We start from the raw sequence: 26,589 nt of genomic DNA, 5'->3' as shown, positions 1-26,589 counted from the left end.
CAGCACTCAGGCCGCTTCGGCCTGCCGGTCGAGCGTCAGCGCTAGGCGCCGAAGGCACGCTTCTTGTTCGCGTCGCGGTAGGCCTTCGCGATGGAAAGGGTGGCCCGGGCGCCGATGGCCGTGTTCGCCGAGTCTTCTCGGTCCCGCTTCGCTCCCTGAGGGGTGCCGTGCTTGCGCAGGGCGTCGAACGATTTGGAGGACTTCTTGGCCGCCTTCTTCGTCGAGGTGGCGGTCTCGTTCGACCACCGGACGACGCGCGAGCCGAGGGCATAGACGACTCCGGCGATCACGGTCAGGGTCAGAAATTTCTTGAACGTCATGGTTTCTCCTGGCAGATGGGTAACGGAGCGGAGGGCGAAAAGACCGTGTCCCTTCGCCCCCTCGGTCGTGCAGCGCGCTGGCTAGCGCAGGCTCTTGACCTTCTTGTTCGCGGCCTTCTCGGCCTTGGCCAGCTCCTTCTTGGCGCGGGCGCGGGCCTTCTTCACCTGCGGGTCGTTCCAGAACTTCTTGACCGACTTGGAGATCTGCTTGTAACGGGCACGACCCGCCTTGGCTCCCAGCACGTAGGCGAAGAAAGCGATGATGAGGATGAAAATGAACTTGGGGCGCATTGGTCCGGTCTCCTTGAGGTCGTCTCGGCGAGTGTGCTCGGCGAATGTGCTGGGCGCGTCGTTTCTCCGACGGTATCGAATCCGTCTCGGGAACGGCAGAGGGTGGCGCGGCCTTGCGGCACGGGTGTACGAGGCGTAACGTACCCGGCCCGGCGCGCCACCCGCTTCCGTCTAGTGCAGCCCCTTCGTCGACGCGATCACGGGCGCCATCTTCTTGCCCAGCGCCTCATAGAACATCGACAGCGGAAATTCGTCGTCGAGCACGGCATCCGTGTAGCCCTTCGGCGGCCCCTGCAGCACCTCGTCGGGCAGCCCGCGCGCCCACGCCGATGCCGGATGCGGGGCCAGCGTCGCCGAGATCAGTTCGTGCGCGGCCAGCCAGTGCGCCACCTTCGGCCGGTCGATCGAACGCCAATACAACTCGTTGATCGCGTCGCTGAGCGCCACGACGACGGCGGGCACGGCATCCCAATCGAAGGCCAGGCGCGTGTCGGTCCAGTGCAGCACGCCGCGCTGGTGCAGCCAGGCGAAGAGCAGCTGCCCGCCGAGGCCGTCGTAGTTGCGCACGCGGTCGCCCGTCAACGGGAAACGGAACAACCGGTCGAACAGGATGGCGTATTGCACGAGGCCGGCCATGCGCAGCGTCGTGCGCTCGATGTCGCTGAGCGACGAGTCGTCGCGCGCGCCGAGTGCCGCCTGGACGGCCACCGATTCGCGGAAGGCCGTCAGATCGCAGCGCAACTCCTCGAGCGAGTAGAGGAAGTAGGGCATGCGCTGTTTGATCATGAACGGGTCGAACGGCAGGTCCCCGCGCATATGCGTGCGGTCGTGGATCAGGTCCCACATCACGAACGTATGCTCGGCCAGCTGCTGGTCGGCCAGGAGCGCCGCGGCCTCGTCGGGCAGGTCGAGGCGCGTGATGCTCGCGGCCTCGGTGACGACGCGACGGAATCGAGCGGCCTCGCGGTCGGCGAAGATGGCACCCCATGTGAACGTCGGCACCTCGCGCATGGCGACGGTCTCGGGGAAGAGCACGGCCGAGTTGGTGTCGTAACCGGGCGTGAAGTCGAGGAAGCGGATCGGAACGAACAGCTTGTTCTCGTAGTCACCGGCCTCGAGATCGTGCACGAACTCGGGCCAAATGGTCTCGACGAGCACGGCCTCGACGAACCGGTTGGTGCTGCCGTTCTGCGTGTACATGGGGAACACGACGAGGTGGGCGAGCCCGTCGACGCGATTCTGCTGCGGCTGGAAGGCGCGTAGCGAGTCGAGGAAGTCGGGCACGCCGAAACCGCCATCGGCCCACCGCTCGAAGTCGAGGTCGACGAGTCGCAGGTAGTCGGCGTCGTGCTCGAACGACGGCGCTAGCTCGCGGATGCTGTCGCGCAGCGTCTGCACGAGTCGGGCGGCTTCGGGGTGGTGTGTCGTGTCGCCCGCCTCGCCGATCGAGCCGTCACGCAGCTGCAACTCCTGCAACCGCGTGGCCGCGCGCTTCAGGTTCTGCCACGCGGGCGTCTCGACGAGGGCGCGGTTCGCGCGCGTCGCGGGGGAAGCCTGCGAGAGGAGTTCGTCTTCCACGACCTCCGGTTCGCCGACGACGGCTGCGGTGTGCGCAGGTGTGCTGTTTTCGGACATGGTGAACCTCCTTCGCGAGATCGAGCGTGTGGCTCAACGCTAACGAAGAAGACGCGCTTTTCGGTTGCGTCTTTCAGCGAAAAGGTGTGCGCAGACGGCAAACGGCGCGCGAAATCATCCGCAAAACCGGTCCTTCACGCAAGTGGCCCCGAACGGGTCACGCCCAGCGCTTGTTGACCCAGCGTTCGAGCAGGCCGACCAGGGCATCCGTGAGCTTGCCGATGACGGCGAGCAGGATGATGGCGAGGAAGATGCGGTCGATGCGCCCGTTGTTCTGCGAATCGATCAGCAGGAAGCCGAGCCCCATCGACGAGGCGATCAACTCGGCGGCCACGAGGAACAGCCACGACTGGGCGAGCGCCAGGCGCAGACCCGAGATGACCGAGGGCAGCACGGCCGGCAGCTGGATGGTGGTGAAGAGCTTCACGCCGCGCAGCCCGAACGCGCGCCCGGCCTCGACGAGGTTGCGGTCGACGTGCCGCAGCGCCGCCGAGATGGTCGTGTAGACGGGGAAGAACGCGCCGATGACGATCAGGGTGATCTTCGACTCTTCGCCGATCTTCAGCCAGAGGATGAGCAGCGGAATCCACGCCAACGACGGCACCGCGCGGATGGCGCCGAGGGTGGGGGCCACGAGGATGTCGGCGAGGCGTGAGAGCCCCACGACGGCGCCCAGGATGATTCCGAGCACGGCGCCGATCGCGAAACCGATGAGCACGCGCTGCAACGAGATGGCCATGTACTGGCCGAGCAGGCCGCGCTGGATGAGGTCGATGCCCGCGTTCCAGACCATGGCGGGCGAGGGCAGCTGCGACACGGGCACGAGGCCGAGCGATGTCGACAGCTGCCACGCCACCAGGATCAGGATGGGCAGGATGCTGCCGCCGACGATGACGAACCACGTGCGGCGCGTGAGCGGCCGGCGCCCGCGAGCGGAGTCGGCCCGGCGGTCGCTGGCCTCGCTGCGGGCCGCGACTTCGGGGCGCACGCGCGTGGCGGCCGGAGTCGCGTATTCAGCGGCGGGCGGCACCACGCCGACCGCGCCGCGGCGCACCTGTTCGCTGTTCGTCAGCTGGTCGTTGTCAGACATCGAATCCTCTGCGTTCGAAGGGCGGGGCGAGTGCGGGCGGGCAGGCCGGGCTGCGGCGTGCGGTGTCGTTACTTCGAGCCGACGGCGTCCGGGTCGGCCTTCTCGGCGAACTCGGGGTCGAGCAGCGACGACAGGGCGTCGTCGATCTGCTTCTGGTCGGGCACGTCGCCGGATTCGACGAAGATCGGTCCGATGATCTTGAGCACCTTCTCCTGCGCGCTGCCGGGAACGTTGTCGACGTCGAGGTTGGAACGTTCGGTGATGACCTTGGTGGCCACGGCCGAGTCGAGGCCCGCGACATCCGCGAGGATCTGGGCGGTCTCGTCGGGGTTCTCGGCGGCCCAGGCTCGGGCGTGCTCGTAGGTGTCGACGACGGTCTGCGCCACGTCGGGCTTGGCGTCGAGGAACGTCTCGGTGGCGTTGAGGAAGCCGTAGCTGTTGAAGTCGACGTTGCGGTAGATGAGCTTCGCTCCCGCTTCTTCGGCGCCAGCCATGATCGGGTCGAGGCCGGCCCAGGCGTCGACCGAGCCGTTCTGCAGGGCGGCCCAGCCGTCGGCGTGCTGCAGGTTCTCGATGGTGACATCGCTGGCCGAGAGGCCGTTCTCCTCGAGCGCCTGCAGGAGGAAGAAGTAGGGGTCGGTGCCCTTGGTGGCGGCGATCTTCTTGCCCTTGAGCTGCTCGACCGACGTGATGTCGGAGTTCGGGCCGACCGCGAGGGCCGACCATTCGGGCTGCGAGAAGATGTCGATGGTCTTGATGGGCGAACCGTTCGAGCGGGCGAGCAGCGCGGCCGAACCGGCGGTCGATCCCACGTCGATGGCGTTGGCGCGCAGGGCCTCGTTGGCCTTGTTCGAACCCGCCGACTGCACCCAGTTGACCGTGATGTCCTGGTCTTCGAGGGCGTCCTCGAGCCATCCCTGGTCCTTGATCACGAGCGACAGCGGGTTGTAGGTGGCGAAGTCGATGTTGAGCGTGCCGCCCTCGGTCTTCGTGTCGGACGAGGCCTGGTCGTTGTCGGAGCCGGCGCTCGGGTTCTGGGTTTCGCCGGCGACGCAGCCGGAGAGCAGCAGGGCGGCGGTGGCAGCGCCCGCGACGACGGCGGCGATGCTGAGACGTTTCTTGCGCATGGGGGTCCTTCTGGGCTGATGGTGCAGGAGGGCGGTGGGGGAGGGGTGGAACGGAAGAGTGGGTCGGGCCGGATGCGTCAGCGGCGGGTGTGCCGGTCGATGCCGAGTCCGTCGAGCAGGCGTCCGCGCAACTCGGCCAGGTCGGCCGATCCGCGGTCGCGGGGGCGTTCGCCCGGCACGGTGAGGGTCTCGACGATGGTCGAACCGTCGCGTCCGTCTTCGCGGCCGAGCAGGATGACCCGGTCGGCCAGTTGCAGCGCTTCGTCGACGTCGTGGGTGACGAGCAGCACGGTGGTGGGGGCGGCGCGGTGGATGTCGAGCAGCAGGTCCTGCATCTTCAACCGGGTCAGCGCGTCCAACGCCCCGAAGGGTTCGTCGAGCAGCAACACCCCGGGATTGCGGGCGAGCGCGCGGGCCAGAGACGTGCGCTGCGCCATGCCGCCCGAAATCTCGCGGGGGCGGTGCCCGGCGAATTCGCCGAGGCCGACCAGGTCGATGAGGGTGGCGACGCGTTCGGCGCCGGCCTTCTTGTCGGTGCCGGGCGGCAGGCCGATGGCCACGTTGTCGGTGACGCTGCGCCAGGGGAGCAGGCGGGGCTCCTGGAAGCCGATGGCCGTGCGTCCGTCGGTGCCCGCGACGGGTTGGTCGTCGATCAATGCGCCACCGGTCGACGCGGTGTCGAGGCCGCCCGCGATGCGCAGGAGCGTGGACTTGCCGCATCCGCTCGTGCCCAGGATGGCGACGACTTCGCCGGGCGCGATCGTGAGGTCGATGTCGCGCAACACGGTGCGTTCGCCCGAGGCCGGGGTGGCGACATCCGCCGACGCGGCCGCGCGGCCACGCTTCTTCTCGACCGGAAAGCTGCGGCTGAGCCCGTCGAAACGCACCGAGAACGCCGTATTGGCAGCGGTGGTGGGTGTGGGGGTGGCCATGTTTCAACGCTACCCAGGGCCTCGCGCAGATGTTTCGCCGCCTGTCACACGACGTAACAGACCCGGGCCGACCAATAAGATTTGCCCTCCCGCGCGACACGCCGGGCGGAGGGCGTCGAAATCTCAGTTTTTGCGGAGGCGTGGCATGCTGGCCGTCTGCGAAAGGACGACCCCCATGACGCATTCCCCCGACGCCGATCGTTCCCCCTCGGCCCCGGCCGACACCGCGGCCGATCTTCCGGACTACCAGCCGAACTCGAGCTTCGACGCCGAGCAGGCCGGCTACCAGAAGAATCTGAAGTCGCGTCAGTTGCAGATGATCGCCATCGGTGGCGCCATCGGCACGGGGCTGTTCATGGGCGCGGGCGGCCGGCTCGCCATCGCCGGCCCGTCGCTCGTCATCGTCTACGCCGTGTGTGGCGTGTTCGCGTTCTTCATCCTGCGCGCGCTCGGCGAGCTGGTGCTGCACCGTCCGTCGTCCGGGTCGTTCGTGTCCTATGCGCGCGAGTTCTTCGGTGAGAAGGCCGCCTTCGTGGCCGGATGGATGTACTTCCTCAACTGGGCCATGACGGCCATCGTCGATGTCACGGCCGTGGCGCTCTATGCGCAGTTCTGGTCGATGTTCACGGTCGTGCCGCAGTGGCTGCTCGCGCTCATCGCGCTCGTCGTGGTGCTCGGCGTGAACCTCGTGTCGGTCAAGGTCTTCGGTGAGCTGGAGTTCTGGTTCGCGCTCATCAAGGTCGTCGCGCTCGTGGCGTTCCTCGGCATCGGAACCGTGTTCCTCGCGGCCGGCTGGCCCACCGAGGAGGGTGTCACGGGCGTCGCGATGCTGGCGGACAACGGCGGTTTCTTCCCCACGGGCCTGCTGCCCGGCGTCATCACGGTGACGGGTGTGCTCTTCGCCTACGCCTCGATCGAGCTCGTGGGAACGGCGGCCGGCGAGACAGCCAACCCCGAGAAGGTCATGCCGCGCGCCATCAACTCGGTCGTGTTCCGCATCGCCGTGTTCTACGTGGGCTCGATCCTGCTGCTCTCGCTGCTGCTGCCCTACGACACCTACAAGGCGGGTCAGAGCCCGTTCGTCACGTTCTTCTCGCACCTCGGCAACCCCGAGACGGGCGAGATCGCCGGGTCGATCATGAACTTCGTGGTGCTCACGGCGGCGCTCTCGAGCCTGAACGCCGGCCTCTACTCGACGGGCCGCATCCTGCACTCGATGGGCATGTCCGGCGCGGCGCCGAAATTCACCACGCGCATGAACAAGGCGGGTGTGCCCTACGGCGGCATCATGCTCACGGTCGTCATCGCGCTGTTCGGCATCGCCCTCAACGCCTTCGTCCCCGAGGAAGCCTTCGAAATCGTGCTCAACGTGGCCGCGCTCGGCATCATCAGCACGTGGGCCATGATCGTGATCTGCCAGATGCAATTGCAGCGCTGGGCGGCTCAGGGTCGCCTGAAGCGGCCGTCGTTCCGGATGCCGGGGGCGCCCGTCACGTCGTGGATCACGCTCGTCTTCCTCGCCGTCGTGCTCGTGCTCATGGCCTTCGACTGGCCGACGGGAACCCTCACGGTCTCGTCGCTCGTGCTCATCATCCCGGCCCTCATCGTCGGCTGGCATTTCGCCAAGCCGCGCGTGCTCGAAATCGCCAAGGCGCGCGACGGCCACACGGGTGCGTTCCCGGCCGTGGCCAACCGCTCACCCATCGGCGGCGGCCCCGCGTCCGGCGACGGCGACCCGTCGGACCGCCGCCCCGGCCGCTGAGCATCCTGAGTCGATCGACGGAGGGCTCGGCGGGTAGCTAGCGCGCCGAGGGCCTCAGCTCAGCTGAGTGGCCCACGGACGCATGAGCGTCTCGAACGGAAATCGGGAGCTCAGCGCAGCTGCGCGGCCCATGAGCTGACGAGGGTGGCGAAGGCATCGCGGTGTTCGAGGATCTGGTCGGATGAGCCGAAGGTGACGTCGGCTCGGTTGCGGTCAGCCCAGCGCAACAGGCCCGCCGGGGCATCCACGATGATCTCGGGATGCTCGGGCTTCGGTTTCGCGCCCGTGTGCAGAATCACCTGAACCGCCGTCGGCCGCCGAAAGTTGAAGGTCGCGAAGTCGTCGACGGTCGCGAAGTTCGGGGCCTTCCACTTCAGCGTCTCGACGACGCCGGGCGCGGCATCGAGGAGCGCCGCGCGCAAGCCACGGGCCGACTCGGCCATCGGATGCTCGAGCCCCGCCCAATACTCGTCCGCCGCAGCGTCGCTTCTACCCATGTCTCAGTATGGCGCTGCCATGCTCTCGCTGCCCGAGGAATTTCTGCGTCAGACCGCCGAGCTGCCGAACAGTTAGCGGTCAGGTCGTCAGGCCTAAAGCTCCGGCTCGTCGATGGGCGTCGCCGTGCCCGTCACGGTGACGCCGCCGGCGACAGGGATGTCGACCGTCAGCAGGCTGGGCAATCCCACGTGCCGCCCTTGCCGCACCAACACGCGGGCCGGCGTCGTCACGGCACCGAGCGACCGCAGGTAGCCGCCGAGGGACGCCGCGGCCGAACCGGTCGCCGGGTCTTCGGTGATGGCCCCGACGGGGAACAGGTTGCGCGCCTCGATCTCGAGGTGGGCGGGCGGCGTGTCGCCTCCGGCATCCGAATCGGGCACGTGGATGACCGTGACGGTGCCCGCCCAGCCCCGCGCGTCCATGAGCGCCCGCATGGCGGCCGGGTCGAACGTGAACGCGTCGAAGCGCTCGAGCTCGCGGAGGGCGACGACCGGATGCCAGTTGCCCGCGAACGATTCGCGAACGGGGAAGCGGGTGTCGAGGTCATCCCGCTCGATGCCAAGAAGTGAGAGCAGCTCATCGGTGGTGGAGCCGTCGAGCTCGCGCACCTCGGGTTCGACACTCGTGAACGCGGCGGTGACCGAGCCGTCGGCCCCCGTCGAGGTCTCGATGCGCACATCGCCCGCGGCCGTGCCGAACACGTAGGTGCCCACACCATCCCGCTCGGCGAGGGCGACGGCCGTGGCGATGGTGGCGTGGCCGCAGAAGGGAACCTCGGCTCCGGGCGAGAAGTAGCGGAGGCGCACGTGCCGCTGGTCGCCGCCCACCGCGTGCTCCACGACGAAGGCCGTCTCGGCGTATCCCACGCGGCGCGCGATGGCCTGCATGGTCTCGCCGTCGAGGGGGCGTGCGTCGAGCACGACACCGGCGGGGTTGCCCCCGGGGTTTCCATCGGCGAAGGCGCTCAGGCGCAGCACGTCAGCGGTCATCCTCCCAGTCTGGCGAGGGCCATGCTCCCCGGGCAAGAGGCCAAGTCGCCACTGCCGGTCAGCGCGATCCTGCCCTATGCTCACCGCATGGCCGAATCGATTCAGGATGCTCAGAACCGGGTTCTCGCGCTCAACAGCGACGACCGCCCCTTCCTCTACGAACCCACCGCCGTCGGCATCCACGCCACGTGGAAGTACGCCGACCAGAAGTGGCTCGGGTTCTTCGGCGCGGGCGTGCGCCAGGGGTCGTACGACCTCTACGTGACGCTCGACCCCGACGATGGCACATGGGAATTCGACGAAACCTCGGCGGATGCCGAGGCCACCGTCAATTCCGACGGGCTGCACGGCGAGAAGAAGTGGCAGAGCGGCTCGCAGAAGTCGTTCACGCTCAACAAGAGTTTCGCGCCCCTCGCCGAGTCGAAGGACCGCCAGGGCACGCACACGGGCCAGTTCTTCGGCTATCGCTTCGACACAGACGAGATCAAGCAGCCCCTCATCGACGCCCTGACGGCGGCGGGCTACTCCCGCAAGAAGGGCTTCTTCGGCAAGCTCTTCGGCGGTTGAGACCGGGCGGCGCGGTGGCCGCTTCACGGTGACCCCGAAGTGGTCACAATCCGTTTGCGCGCGCTGCCGCGAACACGGGATGAAGAAAAAGTCGACGAATTTCGTGATGAAACCCGTCGACCACCCGTCTTATCCGTGTACGTAACCCGATTCGTGAAAGGGGCTCACCATGAGCGCAGCAGACAAGATCAAGAACGCCGCTGAAGAACTCGCAGGCAAGGCCAAAGAAGCCGTTGGCAACGCGACCAACAACGACAAGCTCGTCGCCGAGGGCAAGGCCGACCAGACCAAGGCCAACGTCAAGCAGACCGGCGAAGACGTGAAAGACGTCTTCAAGAACTAGTCGCCTAGGCTTACCGGCTCTCGCCGATAACGAGGGGCCCTCGGGCCGTTCTCGCTATCGCGTGCGAGCCGCTGGCGTGGGCGCAGATGCCCGCAGAGCGCAGCGATAAGACACGAAGCGGCCCACCCTCGGGTGAGCCGCTTCGTGGTCTGCGACCTGAGGACCGCCGCGCCGTTCGGGCGCAGTGCCGGGCTACTTCTTGATGAACTCGAGAATGTCCTGGTCGAGCTCGGTCTGGTAGGCGCCGTAGATGCCGTGCGGAGCGCCCGAGTAGACCTTCAGGGTGCCGTCCTTGACGAGCTTGATCGTCTTCTCGGCGGCCGCGGCGATGGGCACGATCTGATCGTCGTCACCGTGCGCGATAAAGATCGGCACATCGAGCGCCTTGAGGTCTTCGGTGAAGTCGGTCTCGGAGAACGCCTTCACGCAGTCGTAGGCCGCGGCGAGGTTGACGAGCATGCCCTGGCGCCAGAAATCATCCTTGGCCCCCTGAGAAACGGAGCTGCCCTCGCGGTTGGCGCCGAAGAAGGACTCGGTCAGGTCCTGGTAGAACTGCGAGGCATCCTCGAGCACGCCGGCGCGAATGCCGTCGAACACCTCGATGGGCGTGCCCTCGGGGTTGTCGTCGGTCTTCACCATGAGGGGCGGAACGGCACCGGCCGTGATGACCTTCACCACGCGACCCTCACCGTGCTGGGCCGCGTAACGCACGACCTCTCCACCGCCGGTCGAGTGGCCGATGACGACGAGATCGTGCAGGTCGAGGGCCTCCACCAGTTCGGCGAGATCCTGAGCGTAGGTGTCCATGTCGTTGCCCGTGTAGGTCTTCGACGAGCGTCCGTGGCCGCGGCGGTCGTGCGCGATCGCGCGGTAGCCGGCATCGGCCAAGACCTTCAGCTCCTTTTGCCAGGCGTCCGACGACAGCGGCCAGCCGTGGCTAAGCAGCACGGGCTGACCCGAGCCCTGTTCGGTGTAATAGATCTGGGTTCCATCGGTGGTGGTGATGTAAGGCATGCGTGTTGTCCCTCTCGCGAGCCGGAAAGTTTCGGTCATGCCGAACCTACGGCGAAGCAGGTCCCGAGCGATACAGCGCGCAGTCGATACCTGTTCCGTCACCTGTCCAAGGAACAATCGACCGCCCTGTCCAGCGTCTTTTCTGCGGTGCCGTTTTTCTTCCACAATGATGCAGAGAGAGCATCGCCCGATCAGAGAGGGAGTCGATGAATCTGCAGGAGCTTGTCGACGAGCTGTCCCTCGCGCTCGGGCGGTCCGTGGTGATCGGCGACCGCGAATTCCGGCCCCTCGCGGCCAGCCCGCAGGGCGACGACATCGATGACATCCGCACCAACAGCCTGCTGCGGCGAGCCCTTGCGCCCGAGCCGCGCAAGTACCTCGAAAGCGAGGGCGTGCTGCAGGCGACCAAGCCCGTCGTCGTCTCGTTCGCGCCGTTCGGAACCCACGCCCGGCTCGTCGTGCCCATCCGCGACGAGGACTCGCTCCTGGCCATGATGTCCATCATCGTGGGCGGGTTGCCCGCGCTCACCCAAGCCCAGCACGCCGCCATCGACGCCTCGGTGCTGCTCGCCCGGCACCTGCTCGCCGAGAACCCCCGCGCCGCAACCTCGCTGCGCGCCGCCGTCATGGGCCGCCTCATCTCGGCCGATGCCGTCGAGCGCCGCGCCGCGTTCGCCGAGGCGCTGCGCAAGAACTGGCTCGAACGCGGCCGCAACACCGTCGTGCGAGCCGTCGCCGTCGATCCGGGCGTCGGCCCCATCCAGCGCGTGGCGTTCGGCCGGCATGTCGGAGCCCTCAGCGGTCCGAACATCGGCTTCCTCGGCGATCGGGACGGCAAACTGCTCTTCGTCGGGCGGGCCACCGACAACGACGTGGCCGACCGCATCATCCCGGCCGAAGCATCCAAGCTGGCGATCGCCATCCACTCGATCGGCTCGGCACACCACTCGCGCGACCACGACGACCTGGGCGCCGCCGCCGATCAGGCAGCGCTCGCGGCCGACCTCGCGGGCGCCATCAAACCGGGCGTCACCCGGGCCGACATCAGCGAGCTCGGCGCCTGGACGATGCTGGCCGCCATCCAGGCCGACCGCTCACAACTGGAGACCTTCTCGCCCGCTGCCCACGCGCTCACGACAGGCGGCGGCGATCCGCTGCAACGCGAAACCGTCGAAACCTATCTGGATGTCGGGGGTCGAGCGCGCGACGCCTGCGAACGCCTGCACATCCACCGCACCACGCTCTACTACCGCCTCGACAACATGCCCGCGCCCGTCAAGGCCGCGCTCGACGACGGCATCAGCCGCAGCTCGCTGCACCTCGCGCTCAAACTGGTGCGCTATTGGGAGGCGACGGGTCGCTTCTAGCGCTGGCCCGACGCGCGCAGGCTCTTCAGCTCGTCGAGTGTGCCGCGGAACACGTTGAGGTCGATGTAGTCCTCGTCGCCCTCATAACCGGGCAGTTTCTCGCGGTTCGAGTACTGCCACAGGTCCCAGGCACGCCCGTCGGGCAGCGTCGGGGGCGTCACGACCGAGCGGATCCAGACGGGGTTCTCGGCGTAGCCGTCGCGCAGATACGAGTCGTAGTAATCGGCCGTGGCATAGAGGATGGGCGGAGCGCCGTAGTGCGCCTCGAGGTCGGCCAGCAGGGGGTCGAGGATGTCTCGAACCTGTTGTTTCGTCGGCATCGTCGCGCAATAGTCGGCGTAGCACTCGACATCCACCACGACGGGCAGCGCGCCGGTCTCGTTGGGCACCGTGGCGATGATGTTGTCGGCCTGCGTCGTGCCCGGGCTGTCGAAACTGAGGAAATGGTAGGCGCCGACGAGCAGATCGGTCTGACGCGCCTCCTCCCAGTTCTCGGCGAATTGCGAGTCCTGGCTGCCCGAGCCCTCGGTCGCCTTGATGAACGCGAAGTCGATGTCCTGGTCGGCCAGCGTGTCCCAGTCGATGTCGCCCTGATAGACGCTCACGTCCACGCCCCGCACGGCATACCCGGCGGCGAAGAAACGATTGGGCCACAGCACGCCCGTGGCCACGAGCAGAGCACAGAGGCCGGCGGCGACCACGACGGATGCCGCGGCGATCGCCCAGCGCATCCATCCCCGTCGTCGCGTCGTCACCCCACCAACCTAGCCGGATGACTGGACGTGCCGGATGCGCGAGCTCGCCGCATGAGTGAGTCGCGCTCGAGTCAGCCGAAGATCATCGGGCGGTCTTCGTCCTCGCCGTCGAGCGCCAGGTCGACGAGCACCGGCACGTGGTCGCTGGGCGAGTCGCCCTTGCGCTCGTTGCGGTGGATCGAGGCATCCGTCACGAGTTCGGCGAACGCGGGTGAACCCATGATGAAGTCGATGCGCATGCCCTCGTTGCGGGGGAAGCGCAGCTGCTTGTAGTCCCAGAACGTGAAGCCCTCTGGCACGATCGGGCGCACGACGTCGACCATGCCGACGGCCTCGAAGGCGTGGAACGCGTCGCGCTCGGGACCCGAGATGTGAGTGCTGCCCGGGCCGAACGACGGGTCGCCCATATCGCTGTCGTAGGGGGCCACGTTCCAGTCGCCCATGAGCGCGAGCGGCAGCGTTTCGTCGGCCAGCCACGCCTGCGTGTCTTCGCGCAAGGCGTTCAGCCACTGCAGCTTGTACTCGTAGTGCGGGTCGTCGACGCCGCGGCCGTTCGGAACGTAGAGGCTCCACACGCGCACGCCGTCGACCGTCGCGCCGATCGCGCGCGCCTCGAGCGGGTTGCCGTCGGGGTCGAGCACGGGGGTCGTCTTGGTGGCGTTGGCTTTGCCGAAACCGGGCATGCCCGCGAACGAGGTGGCGATGTCATCCATGGGCAGGCGGCTGGCGATGGCCACGCCGTTCCACTGGTTGAGGCCGTGAGTGACGACCTCGTAACCCGCCTCGGTGAAGGGGTCGTGCGGGAACTGGTCGTCACGGCACTTGATCTCTTGCATGGCCAGGACGTCGACGTCTTCGCGGACCATCCAGTCGACGACGCGGCCCACACGGGTGCGAATGGAGTTGACGTTCCAGGTGGCGATGCGCATGCCGACAATGCTATCCGGGCCCGTCGTGTGGACGTTCCGGGCCCGTTCACCCGTAAACTGTCGTCTTGTGACGGATGCGCGCCAACAACTCATCGAATTCATCTCGGCCGAGGCAGTCTTCCACGGAGACTTCACCCTGACGAGCGGCAAGAAGGCCACGTACTACGTCGACCTTCGCAAGGTGAGCCTCGACCACCGTGTCGCTCCGCTGATCGGACAGGTCATGATCGACCTGATCGCCCAGGTTCCGGATGTCTTCGCCGTCGGCGGCCTGACCATGGGCGCCGACCCCGTCGCCGCCGCGATTCTGCACCAGGGTGCTGCACGCGGCCTCACCTACGACGCGTTCGTCGTGCGTAAGGAACCCAAGGACCACGGCCGCGGCAAGCAGGTCGAAGGCCCCGATCTCGCCGGCAAGCGCGTCATCGTCCTCGAGGACACCTCGACGACGGGCGGTTCGCCGCTGAAGGCCGCCGAGGCGCTCGAGAAGGTCGGCGCCATCGTCGTCGGCGTCGCCGTCGTCGTCGACCGCAACACGGGTGCCCGCGAGATCATCGAGAAAGCCGGCTACCCCTACTTCGCCGCCATCGGGCTGGCAGATCTGGGCCTGGAGTAACCGTGGCCGACGAGCGACGGCGGGGCGGCGAGCCCGAACGGAACGACGGCGATGAGGCCCGTGACCGCGACGCCGTCGAGGGCGCGCCCGGCACGCACCCCGATGAGCCGCCCGTCGAGACGGCGGGACTGCCGCTCGGAACCGAATGGTTGCTCGGGCAGCTCGACGAGGACGATGACGACGACGCCGACGCTGACGATGCTGCGGATGAGGTGAGCGACGGTTCGTCCGGCGCGCCGCGCTCGGCGCGGTCTGGGTCTGACGTCGATGCCGATGCCCCGGCCCCGTCCGGTGTGCGTGGTTCCGTGCGCAAGGCCGAGGAGCAGCTCATGTCGTGGCTGGGCGCGAGCCCCGACCGCGAGGGTGAGAAGGCCTCCCAAGCTCCGGATGCCTCGGGCACCGAGGATGTCGACACGGGTCCCATGCCCGTCATGCCCGCTTTCGGCACGCCCGCCGGTGGAATCCCCGCGTCGCCCTCGACCGAACATCTGTTCCGGGCGCCCGCGAACCCGGCCGATCGTAACGAGACCCCTGAACTGTCGCCGTGGTGGCGTGCCCGACCGGGTGCGCAGCCGGATGCCGGCGCGTCGGAGCAGGGTTCGAGCGAAGGCGCCACGGATGCCTACCCCAGCGAGGAAGGGTCGTCGCGGTCCAGCACCGCGACGTATGCCGGAGCGCTCGGGCTCGACGGACTGCGCGGATCGCGCGGGGCGGCGGATGATGCGACCGCTGGTAGCGAGAACCCTGAGGACGAGAGTGCTCGCGACGAGAGCGCTCATGACGAAGCCGCCGGTGACGTCCCGGCCACTCGGCGCGAGTTGCGCACGGAACGGATGCCCGTTGTCGCCGATGAGTCGGGCGCCGATGACGAGTTGCCGGCCGACGAGCTGGATGACACCGATCTGATCGACGTGCCGGCCGCCGACGACGAGCCTTACGCGCCGCGGCGTGCGACGTTCACGCCGCCGCCCAGCGAGGCCGCCGTGCCCGAATGGGCTCGCGATGACGATGGCGATGGCGATGACGTCGACAACTCCGCCGCCCATAACTCCGCCGCCGACACCGAGGCCGCCGACACCGAGGCCGACGACACCGAGCTCGAGGACGATGGAAATGCCGACGCCGAGGGTGCGGGCGACCCGGTCGTTGCGCCGCGCTCCTCGCTGCGGCATCCGCAAGCCCTCAGTTTCACGCCCGAGGAGTTGGCCGCCGTGCGCGGTGAACGCCCCTACGAGGCTGCTTCCGCCGATTCGTCGTCCGCTGCGGCCGAGGCGCCCGGAGTCGACGAGAAGTCGTCGAACGAGAACTCCGCTTCGGGACGCGATGATGTGGACGAGCGTGACGCGGACGGTCGCGTCGGTGGCCACGCGCAAGATTTCCTGACCGAAGACCTCGGCGAGGTTCCCTTCTCGTGGGAGCTCAGCCGCAACGACGAGCTCGATCCGCGCGTGCATGCGCGCCGCGAGGCCGCCCGCGTGGCCGAAGAAGAGCGCGTCGCCGAGGCCGAGCGGGCCGACGCAGAAGCCGAGCGCGCCGCGGAAGCTGAACGAGCGGCAGAAGCCGAGCGCGCCGCGGAAGCCGAACGAGCCGCGGAAGCAGAACGTGCGGCTGAGGCCGAGCGTCAGGCAGGAGCCGACCGTGCCGCCGAGGTCGCCCGCGTCGCCGAGGAGAAGCATGCCGCCGAGGTCGAGCGGCAGGCCGAACTGCGGCGCGCTGCCGACGCCGAGACGGCTCGAGCGGCCGCCGCCGAACACGAGGCGGCCCTGGAACGACAGCTCGCCGCCATGCGGGAGCGCGAAGCTGCGAGCGGTACGGCTGCAGCCGCCGGCGCCGCTGGAGTTGCTGCCGCAGCCGCTGCCGCCGCCGGATCGGGCACGGATTCGCGCTCGGCATCCGTCGACGCCCCCACGGAGGCGATGGACTTCTCGGAGCTGCAATTCGCATCGCGCAACGACGACCGCGAACCGGCCTCCAACTCGAACGACACTCAGGTTTCGAGCGACAGTCACGGCGACGCGAAGACCGACACCGACTCGTGGTCGCTCTTCGGCGATGACGATTCGGATGCCCGAGAGGGCGGCGAGACGGATGCGGACGGGCGACCTCGCGCCGAGGCATCCGACCGACCGGCCGACGGCGACGATGCGACCGTGGTGCTGCCCGTCGCCGACTCGGAAGCCCCCTTCGGCGGCGACGTCAACCAGCCCGGTCGACCGGACAACGCGCCGACGCAGCTTCTCGGCACCGCCGGAGCGGCCACCGCGGCGGACCGAGCCCGCGAATCGACGAGCCCCGTGCGCGACGCTTCGGCCGGTGCCGCCGGTGCCGGCAGCACGCGCCCGCCCGCTGGTGGCACTGCAGCGGCGAAGCTTCCGCGCCCCCTGATTCTGGTCGCCGGGGCACTCGTCCTGGTGCTGATCCTCGTCGGACTGTTCTTCCTGGGCACGCGCATCCCCGGGCTGGTAGCCGGGCCCGCGACCGTGCCGACCGCGACCCCGACCGCGAGCCCCGCGGCATCCGAGACCCCGACGGCCACGGCCGAGCCTGCACCCGAGCCGACGCCCGAGGCTCCTGCGGCCCCGGCTGCCGGACCGCTCGCGCCGGGAACCTACGACTGGAAGCTGCTGGCCGGCGGCGAATGCCTCGAGCCCTACACGAACCCGTGGGCCGAAGAATTCACCGTGGTCGACTGCGCAACTCCCCACGCCGCCCAGATGGTGAAGAAAGCTCCTGTGTCGGAAGACCCGGCAGCCGCGTTCCCCGGCGAAGCGGCCATCGCGGGCCAGATCTCGTTGCTGTGCAGCGCGCCTGGCGTGCTCGACCTGGCTGCGGCAGGCGCCCTCAACGACGTGCAGGTACAGGGCAGCTACCCGGTCACGGCCGAGCAATGGGCCGCGGGCGAGCGCAGCTACTACTGCTTCGTCAGCCGGTCGAGCGCCCAGCCCATCACGGGGTCTCTCGCCGGAAGCTGATCACCACAGCCTCAGTGACCGAGCGCCATCCGGATGCCGAGCGCGAGCATGACGACCGCGATGAGTGCGTCGAGAACGCGCCAAGACGACGGTTTGGCGAAGAACGGTCGCAACAGTCGCGCGCCGAAACCCAGCAGTGTGAACCACGTGAAGCTCGCGAGCACCGCGCCCGCCGCCCACCACCAGCGTTCGGCCTCGCCCTGCTGATTCGCCACCGACCCGAGCAGCAGCACGGTGTCGAGATAGACGTGCGGATTGAGCCACGTGAGCGCCAGTGCCGTGAAGACCGCCGCACGCAGCGAGATGCGCGGTGACGCGGCACCCGGCTCGAGCGCCTTCGGCTTGACCGCGCGCCAGGCGGCGAAAAGTCCGTAGGCGATGAGGAAGACCGAACCCAGCACCCGGATGATGACGAGCGCCACGGGGGCCGCCTCGATGACCGCGCCGATGCCGAGCACGCCCACGACGATGAGCACGGCATCCGAGATCGCGCAGATGGCGACGACAGCGGCGACGAGGCCGTTGCGACCGGTGAGGCCGAGCTTCAGGAGGAAGGCGTTCTGCGCGCCGATCGCGACGATGAGCGCGAGGCCCGTGCCGAAACCCAGCAGGGCGGGGAGGAGGGTGGTGGAGAAGGTCACATCGCTACGGTACGGTCGACGGCCCATGCAGTACAGCTAAAGCTTCTTCGTCCCCGTAAGCTGCGCTTATGATCGCATTCACGCCTGAACAGCTCAGCACGCTGAGTACGATCCTCGACGAGGGCACGTTCGAGGGTGCCGCGCGGCGCCTGCACGTGACGGCGTCGGCGGTCTCGCAGCGCATCAAGGCCATGGAGCTCACCGCGGGCCAGATCCTGGTCGAGCGGTCGAACCCCGTTCGACTGACGGCCGCGGGCGACGTCGTGCTGCGCTACGCCCGGCAGGTCGAGCTGCTGCAGCAGGACACGGCGCGCGAACTCGGTCGGGCTGCATCCGATGGCGGCGTCGTCACCCTGCCCGTCGCGGTCAACGCCGACAGCCTGGCCACGTGGTTTCTCGAGGCGGCAGCCCGATTGCACGACGAGACCGGGGTTGCGGCCGTGTTCGACATCCATCGCGACGATCAAGACCACACGGCCGAGCTGCTGCGCTCGGGGGCCGTCATGGCGGCGGTGACCTCGGCCTCACAGGCGGTGCAGGGATGCTCGGTCACATCGCTCGGCCGCATGCGATATCGCGCGGTCTGCAGCCCGTCGTTCGCGCGGCGGTTTCTCGACGAACACGCCTCGGTCGAATCGCTCGGGTCGGGCCCCGTCGTCAACTTCGACCGCAAAGACCAGATCCAGCGCCAGTTCTACCGCGAATGCACGGGCCGCTCGCTGCGTTCACCGCGCCACTACGTGCCCACGTCGGCCGACTATGCGCGCGCGGTCGTCTTCGGAATGGGGTGGGGGATGCTGCCCGAACAGCAGTGCGCGGCCGAGATCGACCAGGGGGTGCTGCTCGACCTGGCGCCCGAGCATCCGATCGACATCGCTTTGTATTGGCAGCGGTGGAACCTGGCCTCACCGACACTCGACGCCGTCTCGAGCGTCGTCGAGAGTGTGGCGCGCGAGCAGCTGCGCTGAGACGGGACTTGAGCCTGAGCTAGGACGCGGGAACGGTCGAGCTGCCCTCGAAGTCGTCGGACTCGACCGGATCTTTATCGAGCAGGTCGATCACGCCGCCCAGGATCTCATCGGGGCGGAACGGGTAGCGGTCGATCTCGGCCTGGTCGCTGATGCCCGTGAGCACGAGGATGGTGTGCAGCCCGGCCTCGATGCCCGCCACCACGTCGGTGTCCATGCGGTCGCCGATCATTCCCGTGTTCTCGGAGTGCGCGCCGATGCGATTGAGCGCCGAGCGGAACATCATGGGGTTGGGCTTGCCCACCACATAGGGCTCCTTGCCCGTTGCCTTGGTGATGAGGGCCGCGATTGCGCCCGTCGCGGGCAGCACGCCGTCGGCGCTCGGACCCGTGGCGTCGGGGTTGGTGACGATGAAGCGGGCGCCCTTGATGATGAGGCGGATGGCCTTCGTGATGGCCTCGAACGAGTAGTTGCGGGTCTCGCCGACGACCACGTAGTCGGGGTCGGTCTCGGTCATGATGAACCCGGCCTCGTGCAGCGCGGTCGTGATGCCGGCCTCACCGATGACGAATGCCGAACCGCCCGGCACCTGGTTCTTGAGGAAATCGGCGGTGGCGAGAGCGGAGGTCCAGATGAACTCTTCGGGCACCTCGAGGCCCGACTGACGCAGGCGTGCGCTGAGGTCGCGCGGCGTGAAGATCGAGTTGTTGGTCAGCACGAGGTAGGGCTTGCCCTGGTCACGCCACTGCTGCAGCAGCTCGGCGGCGCCGGGCAGCGCACGGTTCTCATGGACGAGAACGCCGTCCATGTCGGTCAACCAGCATTCGACGTCTTCGCGACGAGTGTTCATTGCGACCTCTTTCTGTCCGTGGCCAGTTTAGAGGTTCGGGGTGACAAGGCGAGGGGATGTCTGTGCTCCCACGATCCTCGCCGCAAACGTTCACGCCGCTCCGAGGTGGCCCGCCCGACGCGGTGATTGAATGAGGGGGATGTCTGACCACTACGTGCCGCCCGCTTCCGCCTCTGCCGCCCCCGCATCCTCTGGGTCGCCGAATCCGTCTGGGCGACGTTTCGATTCGGGCTCGGCGCCCCGCTTCGAGCCGCCGAGCGGACCGGTCGAGGGCTGGAACGACGGCGCCGTCGTGCGTGCGACGGGCATCCCCTATGCCGAAGCCGAGCGCTTCGAGCGGCCGCGGCCGGTGCCCGACCGCGCGGCCGGTGACGTGCTGCGCGCCACCGAGTGGTCGCACGCTTCGCCCCAGCCCTACAACGCGTTCCTCGAGCAGGTGCTCGGTGCGACGCCCGACCGGCACCCGAGTGAGCACTGCAAGCATCTGTCCGTCACGATGCCGGGCGATCTGGAGCCGGACGAGGCCGTGCCCGTCATGGTCTGGATCCACGGCGGCTCCTATGCCAACGGTGCCGGCGACCTGCCCGTGATGGATCCGGCGGCCCTTGTGGCCGAGCAACGTGTCGTCGTCGTGACCGTGACGTATCGCCTCGGCATCCTCGGCTTTCTCGGCGACGGCACCGACGGCCGGCCCGCCAACCTCGGCCTGCTCGACATGCTCGAGGCGTTCCGCTGGGTGCGGCGCAACATCGCGGCGTTCGGCGGAGACCCGGCGCGCGTCACGGCGTTCGGGCAATCGGCGGGCGCGGATGCCGTGGCTCACCTTCTTGCCGTGCCCGAGGCATCCTCACTGTTCTCGCGGGCGATCATCCAGAGTGCACCCCTCGGGCTCGCGCGAGGTCGTGCCCGCATGACCTCCCTCATGGCCGAAGCCGCCGCGGAGGTCACACCCGAGACGCCCGTCGACAAGGTCGTCGCCCTGTCGGCCAAGCTGCAACGCATCGCGGCGCCGTTCGGGCTCAAGGGCGGCATGCCTTTCAGCACCCAATACGGTTTCGAGCCGCTGCCCGCCGAGCGCAACATCGAGCGGGCCTGGAACGAAGCGGCACCGCGCGTGAACGTGCTCATCGGGCACACGTCGGAGGAGGGCCGACTCTTCGTGCCCAACCTGCCCAAGCTGAAGCCGTGGGTGGGGCTGCCGGTCGTGGGCCCCGTCATCCAGCGCATCATTGTCGGCCTGGCCACCTGGCTGGTCTACGGGCGCACCGATGCGCGCTTCGCCCGGCGTCACGCGCGGGCGGGCGGCCGCGTGCACAGCTACGTCGTGTCGTGGAAGGCGCCCGGCAACCCCTTCGGGGCGGCGCACATGATCGACCTGCCCCTGCTCTTCGGCGACGAGGCGGCCTGGCGCGACGCGGCCCTCGTCGCGGGCGCCACCCGTCAAGAGATCGAGGCCAACGGCACCATCCTGCGTCAACTGTGGGGCGACTTCGCGCGCGGTGACGCCCTCGCCGAGCGAGGCCGCGTCCCCGGCCTGATCGCCTACCGCCGCGTCGGCTGATCGAAGCTCTTCACGCTCTTCACGCGACTGAGCTCATCGGCAGCTTCGCGTGACTTATGGCCGTGTCAGTTGATGGACCCGCTGCGTAGAAACACCCAAGAGCGTTCCGGCGTCGCTGAGGGTGATGCCCGCATCGCGCAGTTGGGCCACCGCCTGCCGTCGCAACACTGCCGCCTCGGATGCTTGCCGCCGGGCTGCTGCTTCCGCTTCCTCGGCCGCACGCCAGGCATCTTGCGCGGATGCGGGGACGACCACGTCGATGCTCACGTGAACGTCTTCGATGCGGCGATCAAGCCAGCCCGCTACGACCTCGCGCGCCGCCTCGTCGATCTCGCGCAGCGTGCGGGCCTGCCCACCCGTGTTGAGCTCGGGGATCTCGATGAACCACCACTTGCCCTGGCGGGTAGCCGTCCCGCGGTAGATGTGTTCTGTGTCGGCCTTGCTCATCGTTTTCTCCTTCATCGCCACTTCTCCGGCGCGTTCGGTACGACGTTCATGATCTGCCGCACGATGCCCGGCGCCACGGTCTTGTGGTGCGGCACGGTCACCCGCAGGGTCTCGTCGGCAGACACCCATGTCTCGTGGCTGCCCGTCGTCCGTTTCTTATGCCACTGACTCCGCCGAAGAAACTTCTCGACCTCGCGATACTTGACTGCCCTGACCATGCGGCAAATCTAGGGCCTCTTGAGGGCGTATCTAGAGCCTATAGAAATCTGTGGAGAGAAAGCAAGAAAGCGCCCTGGGGAGAACGGCTCGCGCGCGAGCGACTTCCCCGCGAACGAACCAACCGATCAGCGGAGCGGGCGCCTACCGCGCCGCGAGGCGGGGGATGAGCGCGTCGAGGTGCGCGGCCGTGTCTTCCCAGCCCTCGACCGCGATGCACTCGACGCCCAGCGCCTTCACGGGGTAGTCGTTGCCGCCCTCGTCGAGGCGATCGCCCACGAAGAGCATGTCGTCGAGCGGCGTGTGCGCCAGCTCGACCAGTTTGTTCATGCCGTAGGCCTTGTCGATGCCGCGGCGCGTGATGTCGACCGACGTCGAACCGCCCGAACGCACCTCGAGGTCGGGCAGCTCGGCCTGCACGGCTTCACGCAGCGACTCCTTCTTCGAACCCGTCGGGTCCCACGCCTGCTTGGCGGCCACGGGTGCCTGCTGGCCGAGCGCCGAGAACGTGATCTGCGACCCGCGGTCCTCGAGAATCGGGCCCCAGACCTCGGTCTCCCACAGACCCAAACGGCGGGCGGATGCTTCGACGGCCGCCAGCGCGCGCGACTTCTCGTCGTCGCTCAGGTTGTGGGCATAGATCTGCGCCCAGGTGCCGTCGACGTAACGGTAGTACTGCGTGCCGCACGTGGGCATCAGGTGCAGCTTCGCGAGCCGCTCCGGGTTGGCGCCCTCGAGGCGGTCGACGACCTGGTTCTGGAACTGCGTGAAGTTGCCGCCCGAGATGATGCACACCTCGACCTGGTCGAGCAGGCTCAGGAGCAGCTCAGACATCCGCGGGTCGATGGCTGTTTTCGACGGCGCGAGGGTGTCGTCGAGGTCGAAGGCCACGAGGCGGGGGAGAGAGGTCACGAGGGCCGCTTTCTGTCGGGAGGGGCGGTAGCTCACCGCCAGCCGATGCTACCAAAACGGCGTGTGCATCCCCGAGCGGTAGATTTGGCGGATGCCTGACGAAACGCCGAATCCGACGAACGAGTTGTCGACCAACGGCGTGGGCCCGTGGGTGGGCGAGTGGCCCGTCGAGGAGTGGTACGACCCTGAGCTGCTCGAGCGCGGCGACACCCGCAACGTGATCGACCGCTACCGCTACTGGACGATGGACGCGATCGTGGCCGACCTCGACCGGCACCGGCATCCGTTTCACGTCGCCATCGAGAACTGGCAGCACGATATGAACATCGGCTCGATCGTGCGCAGCGCCAACGCGTTCGCGGCCGACACCGTGCACATCGTGGGTCGTCGCCGCTGGAACAAGCGTGGCGCCATGGTCACCGACCGTTATCAGCACGTCGAATACCACGCGGATGTCGCGGGCCTCGTCGCCTGGGCCCGCGAGCAGTCGATGCCCATCATCGCCATCGACAACGTGCCCGGCTCGGTCATCATCGAGACGTTCGCCTTTCCCGAGCGCTGCCTCCTCCTCTTCGGACAGGAGGGCCCTGGCCTCTCCGATGAGGCCATAGCGGCCGCCGATGCCGTCGTCGAGATCAGCCAGTTCGGCTCCACCCGCTCGATCAACGCCTCGGCCGCCGCCGCGGTCACCATGCACGCCTGGATCCTGCAACACGTCACCTTCGGCGCCTGACATGTCGGTCTCGTTCGTGTGCACGACCGATTCGGTGCTCGCGCCCGAGCGCCTTTTCGACCTGTCGCTCGACATCGGCGCGCACACGTCGTCGATGCAACGATCCCGGGAGCGGGCCGTCGCGGGCGTCACGTCGGGCCTCATCGGTCTGGGCGAGGAGGTCACGTGGCGCGCCTGGCATTTCGGCGTGCCCATCCGCATGACCAGCCGGATCACGGCATTCGACCGCCCGCGATCGTTCGTCGATGAACAGAAGCGTGGACCGTTCCTCTACTTCCGCCACGAGCACCGTTTCGAACCTCGGTCGGACGGCGGGGGCACGCGCATGACCGACCACGTCTCGTTCGCGGCCCCCTTCGGCCCCCTCGGCCGTCTCGTCGAGAAGCTCGTCCTGGCCCGCTACCTCGAGCGCCTCATTCGCCAGCGCAACGATTACCTCCAGTCCCTCTCCGCGTAGCGCGCGCCCGCCTGAGTAGTCCGGGCACGGGCTGCTGCGCAGCGGCGCTAGCCGATGAGGCTCGGCTGCAGGTCGCGCAGTGTGCGGAAGTGGGTCATGCGGGTGACCCCGATGGCGGCCACCACGAGCGCCCCGACAAGTACGAGAGCGAGCAGGATGGCGTCGTGCCCGGCCGCCGCCGCATCGCCGCCGTACATGAGCTGCCGGATGCCGTCGACCGCGAAGCCCATGGGCAGGAAGTGGTGCAACCACGCGAGCGGCTCGGGCAGGGTCTGCCACGGGAACGTGCCGCCGGCGGTCACCAGCTGCAGCACCATGAGCACGAGCCCGAGGAACTGCCCCACACTGCCCAGCCAGATGTTCAGCGCCAGGATGATCGCGGTGAATGTCAGCGACGCGAGCACCATCATGCCGTAGGTGCCGATCGGGTTCTGAATCTCGAAGTGCAGCGCCCCGGCCAACACGCCGAACAGGGCGACCATCTGGATGGCTCCGAGGGCGCCGGGTGTGATCCAGCCGGCCAGCGTCACCTTGATGGGCGAGTGCAGCGCCGTGATGGCGCGCCGCGACACGGGTTTCACGATGAGGAACAGGGCATAGATGCCGATCCACGCGGCGAGCGACACGAAGAAGGGCGCGAGCCCGGCGCCATAGGTTCCCGCCGAGGTGACGGCCGTGTTCTTGAGTGTCACCGGGTCGGCGATGTTCTTCGCCTGGGCGTCGCGTTGCGCATCCGTGTTGTCGGGGATCTGCGAGACACCGCTCGACAGCCCGTCTTCGAGTGTCTGCAACCCGTCGCGCAGCGTCACGAGACCGCTGGCGAGCGATTGGGCGCCGTCGTTGGCCTGGCTCGCTCCATCGGCCAGCTGGCTCGAGCCGGATGCGGCCTGCCCGATGCCCTGCACGAGCGCCGGCGAAGCATCCGCCAACGCTTGCGCACCCGTGGCCACCTGCTGCGCGCCCGACGCCAGCGTGTTGAGCTGCCCGGCCGCTGCCTGCACCTGTTGGTTGCCCGACGTGATGCGCTGCCCGAGGGGGTCGAGGCCCGCGAGCACCCGGTCGATCTGCGCCTGGTCGAGCCCGAGGTCGACGAGGTCTTGTTGGATGCGGGCGCGCGCGGCGGGCACTTCGTCCGCGATCTGCTGGGTGACCCCGGCGACCTGGGTGCCGTAGCCCGCGATCTTCTGGTTTCCGGCGGCCACCTGGGCGGCTCCGGACGCCAGCTGCGCGCTCTGGGCGGGCAGCGACGCGGACTTCGACTGCAACTCGGCCAGGCCGTCGCGCAGCGTGGCGCTTCCCGTGGCGAGCTGCGCCGTGCCGTCGGCGAGCTGCGCCGATCCGTCGACCGCCGTGTTGGCGCCGTCGAGCAGCTTCTGCGTGCCGTCGACCGCGTCGACGAGGTTCACGCGCACCTCGGCCAAACCATCTAGGAACGTGTTGGCGGCCTTCTCGTTGACGGTCTTCACGATGGAGGTCTGGATCGTCTTGACGGCCTGCTCGCCGATGGTCGACGCGAGGTAGCTGTTGGCGTCGTTCGTGGTGAGCAGCACCTCGGCCTGGCGCGGGTTGTCGCTGTCGGAGGACGTGAGCGATTGCGAGAAGTTGCTCGGCAGAGTGACCGAGAAGTCGTAGGCGCCGTTCTTCACGCCCACGGCCGCGTTCTTGGCGCTGACACGGTGCCACTGAAAGCTGCCGTCTTCGATCAGCTGGTCGGCCACGTCGTCGCCGAAGTTGGTGGTGGCGCCGTTGTCGTCGGCACCGGTGTCGCTGACGACGAGCGCCACGGGCACCTGGTCGAGCTTGGAGTAGGGGTCTTGGTTGGCCCACAGGTAGAGGCCGCCATAGATGATGGGAACGCACATGAGCGCCACGAGGGCGAGGCGGGCCATCTTGGTGGACCAGAGGCGGGCGAGCTCGGCTCGCACCATGGCAAAGATCTTCACGCCGGGTTCTCCGAAGTTTCGTCGGTGGTGCCGAAGAGGGGCACGGTGTCGGCGGGCACGGTGCTCGACACTTTCTGGGTGGTGTTCGCGTCGATGGCGGTGGCCGCCGCGTCGCCCGCGATGACGAGTACGGCATAGCCGCGCGCCGCCAGCTGCCGGGCCACACGCCACCAGTCGAGCGGATTGCCGCCGTGGCGGTCGGGCGAGACGATGACGAGCGCGCCGACGCCCTGGCGCAGGATGGCCAGCTCGGTGAGCAGGCGCACGCGGGTGGTGGGTTCGAGGGTGGCCATCGTGATGCGCGACAGCTCCTGCCAGCCGTGTTCGGCGAGCCAGCGGCTGACGGCTATGGGGTGGTCGGGGCGGCCGGCGAACATGAGCTCTTCGGCCGTGACCCCCGCGACGGTGGCGTTGCTGTTGGGCTCGCAGACATCCGGTGCGTCGATAAGCGCGATCTCGGCCCGCATGCGCTTGGTGTCGGGCGTGCCGTCGATCGTCACGCTGCCGGTTTCGGGCTTCATGCGACCGGATGCGATGAGCCCCAACACCGTGGGACGCTGCGCCGTCTCGGCGCGCGAGAACGTGGCGCTGCCCGTCTGGAACGACAGTGAGGTCGCAGGAAGCGAAGATGCATCCCGACCTTTTGTCACGTCT

28 protein-coding genes are annotated in these 26,589 nt (G+C 68.2%); 10 read left to right on the top strand and 18 right to left on the bottom strand.

Annotation, left to right across the window (positions count from 1 at the left end; all coding sequences use genetic code 11):
• Positions 1-41: 41 nt before the first annotated feature.
• The 6 genes from ACZ6IE_RS13185 to ACZ6IE_RS13160 all read right to left on the bottom strand — a co-directional run bounded on the left by ACZ6IE_RS13185 (position 42) and on the right by ACZ6IE_RS13160 (position 5,395).
• Positions 42-320, bottom strand: a complete 279-nt coding sequence (locus ACZ6IE_RS13185) for a hypothetical protein (protein ID WP_464608327.1) — start codon at positions 318-320, stop codon at positions 42-44.
• A gap of 81 nt (positions 321-401) precedes the next feature.
• Positions 402-611 (bottom strand): hypothetical protein, encoded by a 210-nt coding sequence (locus ACZ6IE_RS13180; protein WP_077054791.1) that lies wholly within the window; start codon positions 609-611, stop codon positions 402-404.
• Between the two features lie 171 nt (positions 612-782).
• Entirely contained in the window at positions 783-2,246 is a 1,464-nt protein-coding gene (locus tag ACZ6IE_RS13175) for a DUF6421 family protein (RefSeq protein WP_464608326.1), read from the bottom strand.
• 157 nt (positions 2,247-2,403) lie between these two features.
• A complete protein-coding gene (locus ACZ6IE_RS13170; protein WP_464608325.1) occupies positions 2,404-3,336 on the bottom strand; it encodes an ABC transporter permease in 933 nt (310 codons plus the stop codon).
• Positions 3,337-3,404: 68 nt separating this feature from the next.
• Positions 3,405-4,463 (bottom strand): aliphatic sulfonate ABC transporter substrate-binding protein, encoded by a 1,059-nt coding sequence (locus tag ACZ6IE_RS13165; protein ID WP_077054793.1) that lies wholly within the window; start codon positions 4,461-4,463, stop codon positions 3,405-3,407.
• Between the two features lie 77 nt (positions 4,464-4,540).
• Positions 4,541-5,395 carry an ABC transporter ATP-binding protein gene (locus tag ACZ6IE_RS13160; RefSeq protein ID WP_464608324.1) on the bottom strand — a complete coding sequence of 285 codons (855 nt, stop codon included), beginning with the start codon at positions 5,393-5,395 and terminating at the stop codon, positions 4,541-4,543.
• Positions 5,396-5,570: 175 nt separating this feature from the next.
• On the opposite strand from ACZ6IE_RS13160, the gene ACZ6IE_RS13155 reads away from it, so the two are divergent.
• Complete coding sequence (locus ACZ6IE_RS13155; RefSeq protein WP_464608323.1) at positions 5,571-7,157, top strand: amino acid permease; 1,587 nt, start codon at positions 5,571-5,573, stop codon at positions 7,155-7,157.
• 110 nt (positions 7,158-7,267) lie between these two features.
• Here the strand turns inward: ACZ6IE_RS13155 and ACZ6IE_RS13150 are convergent, their stop codons facing one another.
• Together ACZ6IE_RS13150 and ACZ6IE_RS13145 are read right to left on the bottom strand one after the other, a co-directional pair.
• Entirely contained in the window at positions 7,268-7,654 is a 387-nt protein-coding gene (locus ACZ6IE_RS13150) for a DUF1801 domain-containing protein (protein WP_464608322.1), read from the bottom strand.
• A 93-nt stretch (positions 7,655-7,747) separates the two neighbouring features.
• On the bottom strand, positions 7,748-8,644 hold the full coding sequence (locus ACZ6IE_RS13145) for a PhzF family phenazine biosynthesis protein (protein ID WP_464608321.1): 897 nt from the start codon (positions 8,642-8,644) through the stop codon (positions 7,748-7,750).
• A gap of 87 nt (positions 8,645-8,731) precedes the next feature.
• Here ACZ6IE_RS13145 and ACZ6IE_RS13140 point away from each other — a divergent pair, with 87 nt between their 5' ends.
• Entirely contained in the window at positions 8,732-9,211 is a 480-nt protein-coding gene (locus tag ACZ6IE_RS13140; protein ID WP_077054798.1) for a hypothetical protein, read from the top strand.
• A 169-nt stretch (positions 9,212-9,380) separates the two neighbouring features.
• Complete coding sequence (locus ACZ6IE_RS13135; protein WP_077054799.1) at positions 9,381-9,554, top strand: CsbD family protein; 174 nt, start codon at positions 9,381-9,383, stop codon at positions 9,552-9,554.
• A 192-nt stretch (positions 9,555-9,746) separates the two neighbouring features.
• Here the strand turns inward: ACZ6IE_RS13135 and ACZ6IE_RS13130 are convergent, their stop codons facing one another.
• The gene (locus tag ACZ6IE_RS13130) at positions 9,747-10,568 is read right to left on the bottom strand and encodes an alpha/beta fold hydrolase (RefSeq protein WP_464608320.1); all 822 of its coding nucleotides are present in this window, start codon (positions 10,566-10,568) and stop codon (positions 9,747-9,749) included.
• Positions 10,569-10,774: 206 nt separating this feature from the next.
• Here ACZ6IE_RS13130 and ACZ6IE_RS13125 point away from each other — a divergent pair, with 206 nt between their 5' ends.
• A complete protein-coding gene (locus ACZ6IE_RS13125; RefSeq protein WP_464608319.1) occupies positions 10,775-11,935 on the top strand; it encodes a helix-turn-helix domain-containing protein in 1,161 nt (386 codons plus the stop codon).
• Here the strand turns inward: ACZ6IE_RS13125 and ACZ6IE_RS13120 are convergent.
• Positions 11,932-12,690: a GH25 family lysozyme gene (locus tag ACZ6IE_RS13120; RefSeq protein ID WP_464608318.1), complete on the bottom strand. Its 759-nt coding sequence runs from the start codon at positions 12,688-12,690 to the stop codon at positions 11,932-11,934. The genes ACZ6IE_RS13125 and ACZ6IE_RS13120 overlap by 4 nt on opposite strands.
• A gap of 71 nt (positions 12,691-12,761) precedes the next feature.
• On the bottom strand, positions 12,762-13,619 hold the full coding sequence (locus tag ACZ6IE_RS13115) for an exodeoxyribonuclease III (protein ID WP_464608317.1): 858 nt from the start codon (positions 13,617-13,619) through the stop codon (positions 12,762-12,764).
• Positions 13,620-13,686: 67 nt separating this feature from the next.
• Here ACZ6IE_RS13115 and pyrE point away from each other — a divergent pair, with 67 nt between their 5' ends.
• Both pyrE and ACZ6IE_RS13105 read left to right on the top strand, forming a co-directional pair.
• Positions 13,687-14,235, top strand: a complete 549-nt coding sequence (gene pyrE, locus ACZ6IE_RS13110) for an orotate phosphoribosyltransferase (protein ID WP_464608316.1) — start codon at positions 13,687-13,689, stop codon at positions 14,233-14,235.
• A 2-nt stretch (positions 14,236-14,237) separates the two neighbouring features.
• Positions 14,238-17,207 (top strand): hypothetical protein, encoded by a 2,970-nt coding sequence (locus tag ACZ6IE_RS13105; protein ID WP_464608315.1) that lies wholly within the window; start codon positions 14,238-14,240, stop codon positions 17,205-17,207.
• 11 nt (positions 17,208-17,218) lie between these two features.
• Here the strand turns inward: ACZ6IE_RS13105 and ACZ6IE_RS13100 are convergent, their stop codons facing one another.
• The gene (locus ACZ6IE_RS13100) at positions 17,219-17,848 is read right to left on the bottom strand and encodes a LysE/ArgO family amino acid transporter (protein WP_464608314.1); all 630 of its coding nucleotides are present in this window, start codon (positions 17,846-17,848) and stop codon (positions 17,219-17,221) included.
• Between the two features lie 68 nt (positions 17,849-17,916).
• On the opposite strand from ACZ6IE_RS13100, the gene ACZ6IE_RS13095 reads away from it, so the two are divergent.
• The gene (locus ACZ6IE_RS13095; RefSeq protein ID WP_464608313.1) at positions 17,917-18,816 is read left to right on the top strand and encodes a LysR family transcriptional regulator ArgP; all 900 of its coding nucleotides are present in this window, start codon (positions 17,917-17,919) and stop codon (positions 18,814-18,816) included.
• A 19-nt stretch (positions 18,817-18,835) separates the two neighbouring features.
• On the opposite strand, the gene ACZ6IE_RS13090 is transcribed toward ACZ6IE_RS13095, so the two are convergent.
• Complete coding sequence (locus tag ACZ6IE_RS13090) at positions 18,836-19,666, bottom strand: HAD-IIA family hydrolase (RefSeq protein ID WP_077054807.1); 831 nt, start codon at positions 19,664-19,666, stop codon at positions 18,836-18,838.
• A gap of 139 nt (positions 19,667-19,805) precedes the next feature.
• Between ACZ6IE_RS13090 and ACZ6IE_RS13085 the strand changes: the two genes are divergently transcribed.
• On the top strand, positions 19,806-21,227 hold the full coding sequence (locus ACZ6IE_RS13085) for a carboxylesterase family protein (RefSeq protein WP_464608312.1): 1,422 nt from the start codon (positions 19,806-19,808) through the stop codon (positions 21,225-21,227).
• 54 nt (positions 21,228-21,281) lie between these two features.
• Here the strand turns inward: ACZ6IE_RS13085 and ACZ6IE_RS13080 are convergent, their stop codons facing one another.
• The 3 genes from ACZ6IE_RS13080 to ACZ6IE_RS13070 form a co-directional block, all read right to left on the bottom strand.
• Positions 21,282-21,674 (bottom strand): antitoxin HicB, encoded by a 393-nt coding sequence (locus ACZ6IE_RS13080; protein ID WP_464608311.1) that lies wholly within the window; start codon positions 21,672-21,674, stop codon positions 21,282-21,284.
• An 11-nt stretch (positions 21,675-21,685) separates the two neighbouring features.
• Complete coding sequence (locus ACZ6IE_RS13075) at positions 21,686-21,892, bottom strand: type II toxin-antitoxin system HicA family toxin (RefSeq protein WP_464608310.1); 207 nt, start codon at positions 21,890-21,892, stop codon at positions 21,686-21,688.
• Positions 21,893-22,034: 142 nt separating this feature from the next.
• Entirely contained in the window at positions 22,035-22,802 is a 768-nt protein-coding gene (locus tag ACZ6IE_RS13070) for an HAD-IIB family hydrolase (protein ID WP_464608309.1), read from the bottom strand.
• Between the two features lie 91 nt (positions 22,803-22,893).
• On the opposite strand from ACZ6IE_RS13070, the gene ACZ6IE_RS13065 reads away from it, so the two are divergent.
• The gene (locus ACZ6IE_RS13065; RefSeq protein WP_464608308.1) at positions 22,894-23,535 is read left to right on the top strand and encodes a TrmH family RNA methyltransferase; all 642 of its coding nucleotides are present in this window, start codon (positions 22,894-22,896) and stop codon (positions 23,533-23,535) included.
• A gap of 1 nt (position 23,536) precedes the next feature.
• Positions 23,537-23,992: an SRPBCC family protein gene (locus ACZ6IE_RS13060; RefSeq protein ID WP_464608307.1), complete on the top strand. Its 456-nt coding sequence runs from the start codon at positions 23,537-23,539 to the stop codon at positions 23,990-23,992.
• A 47-nt stretch (positions 23,993-24,039) separates the two neighbouring features.
• On the opposite strand, the gene ACZ6IE_RS13055 is transcribed toward ACZ6IE_RS13060, so the two are convergent.
• Complete coding sequence (locus tag ACZ6IE_RS13055; protein WP_464608306.1) at positions 24,040-25,935, bottom strand: YhgE/Pip family protein; 1,896 nt, start codon at positions 25,933-25,935, stop codon at positions 24,040-24,042.
• Positions 25,932-26,585 carry a hypothetical protein gene (locus ACZ6IE_RS13050; protein WP_464608305.1) on the bottom strand — a complete coding sequence of 218 codons (654 nt, stop codon included), beginning with the start codon at positions 26,583-26,585 and terminating at the stop codon, positions 25,932-25,934. Before ACZ6IE_RS13050 ends, ACZ6IE_RS13055 begins: the two co-directional genes overlap by 4 nt.
• Between the last annotated feature and the right edge of the window lie 4 nt (positions 26,586-26,589).

The sequence above is a fragment of the Okibacterium sp. AC114 genome (assembly GCF_979253355.1).
This window is presented reverse-complemented; position numbering and strand designations above follow the sequence as displayed.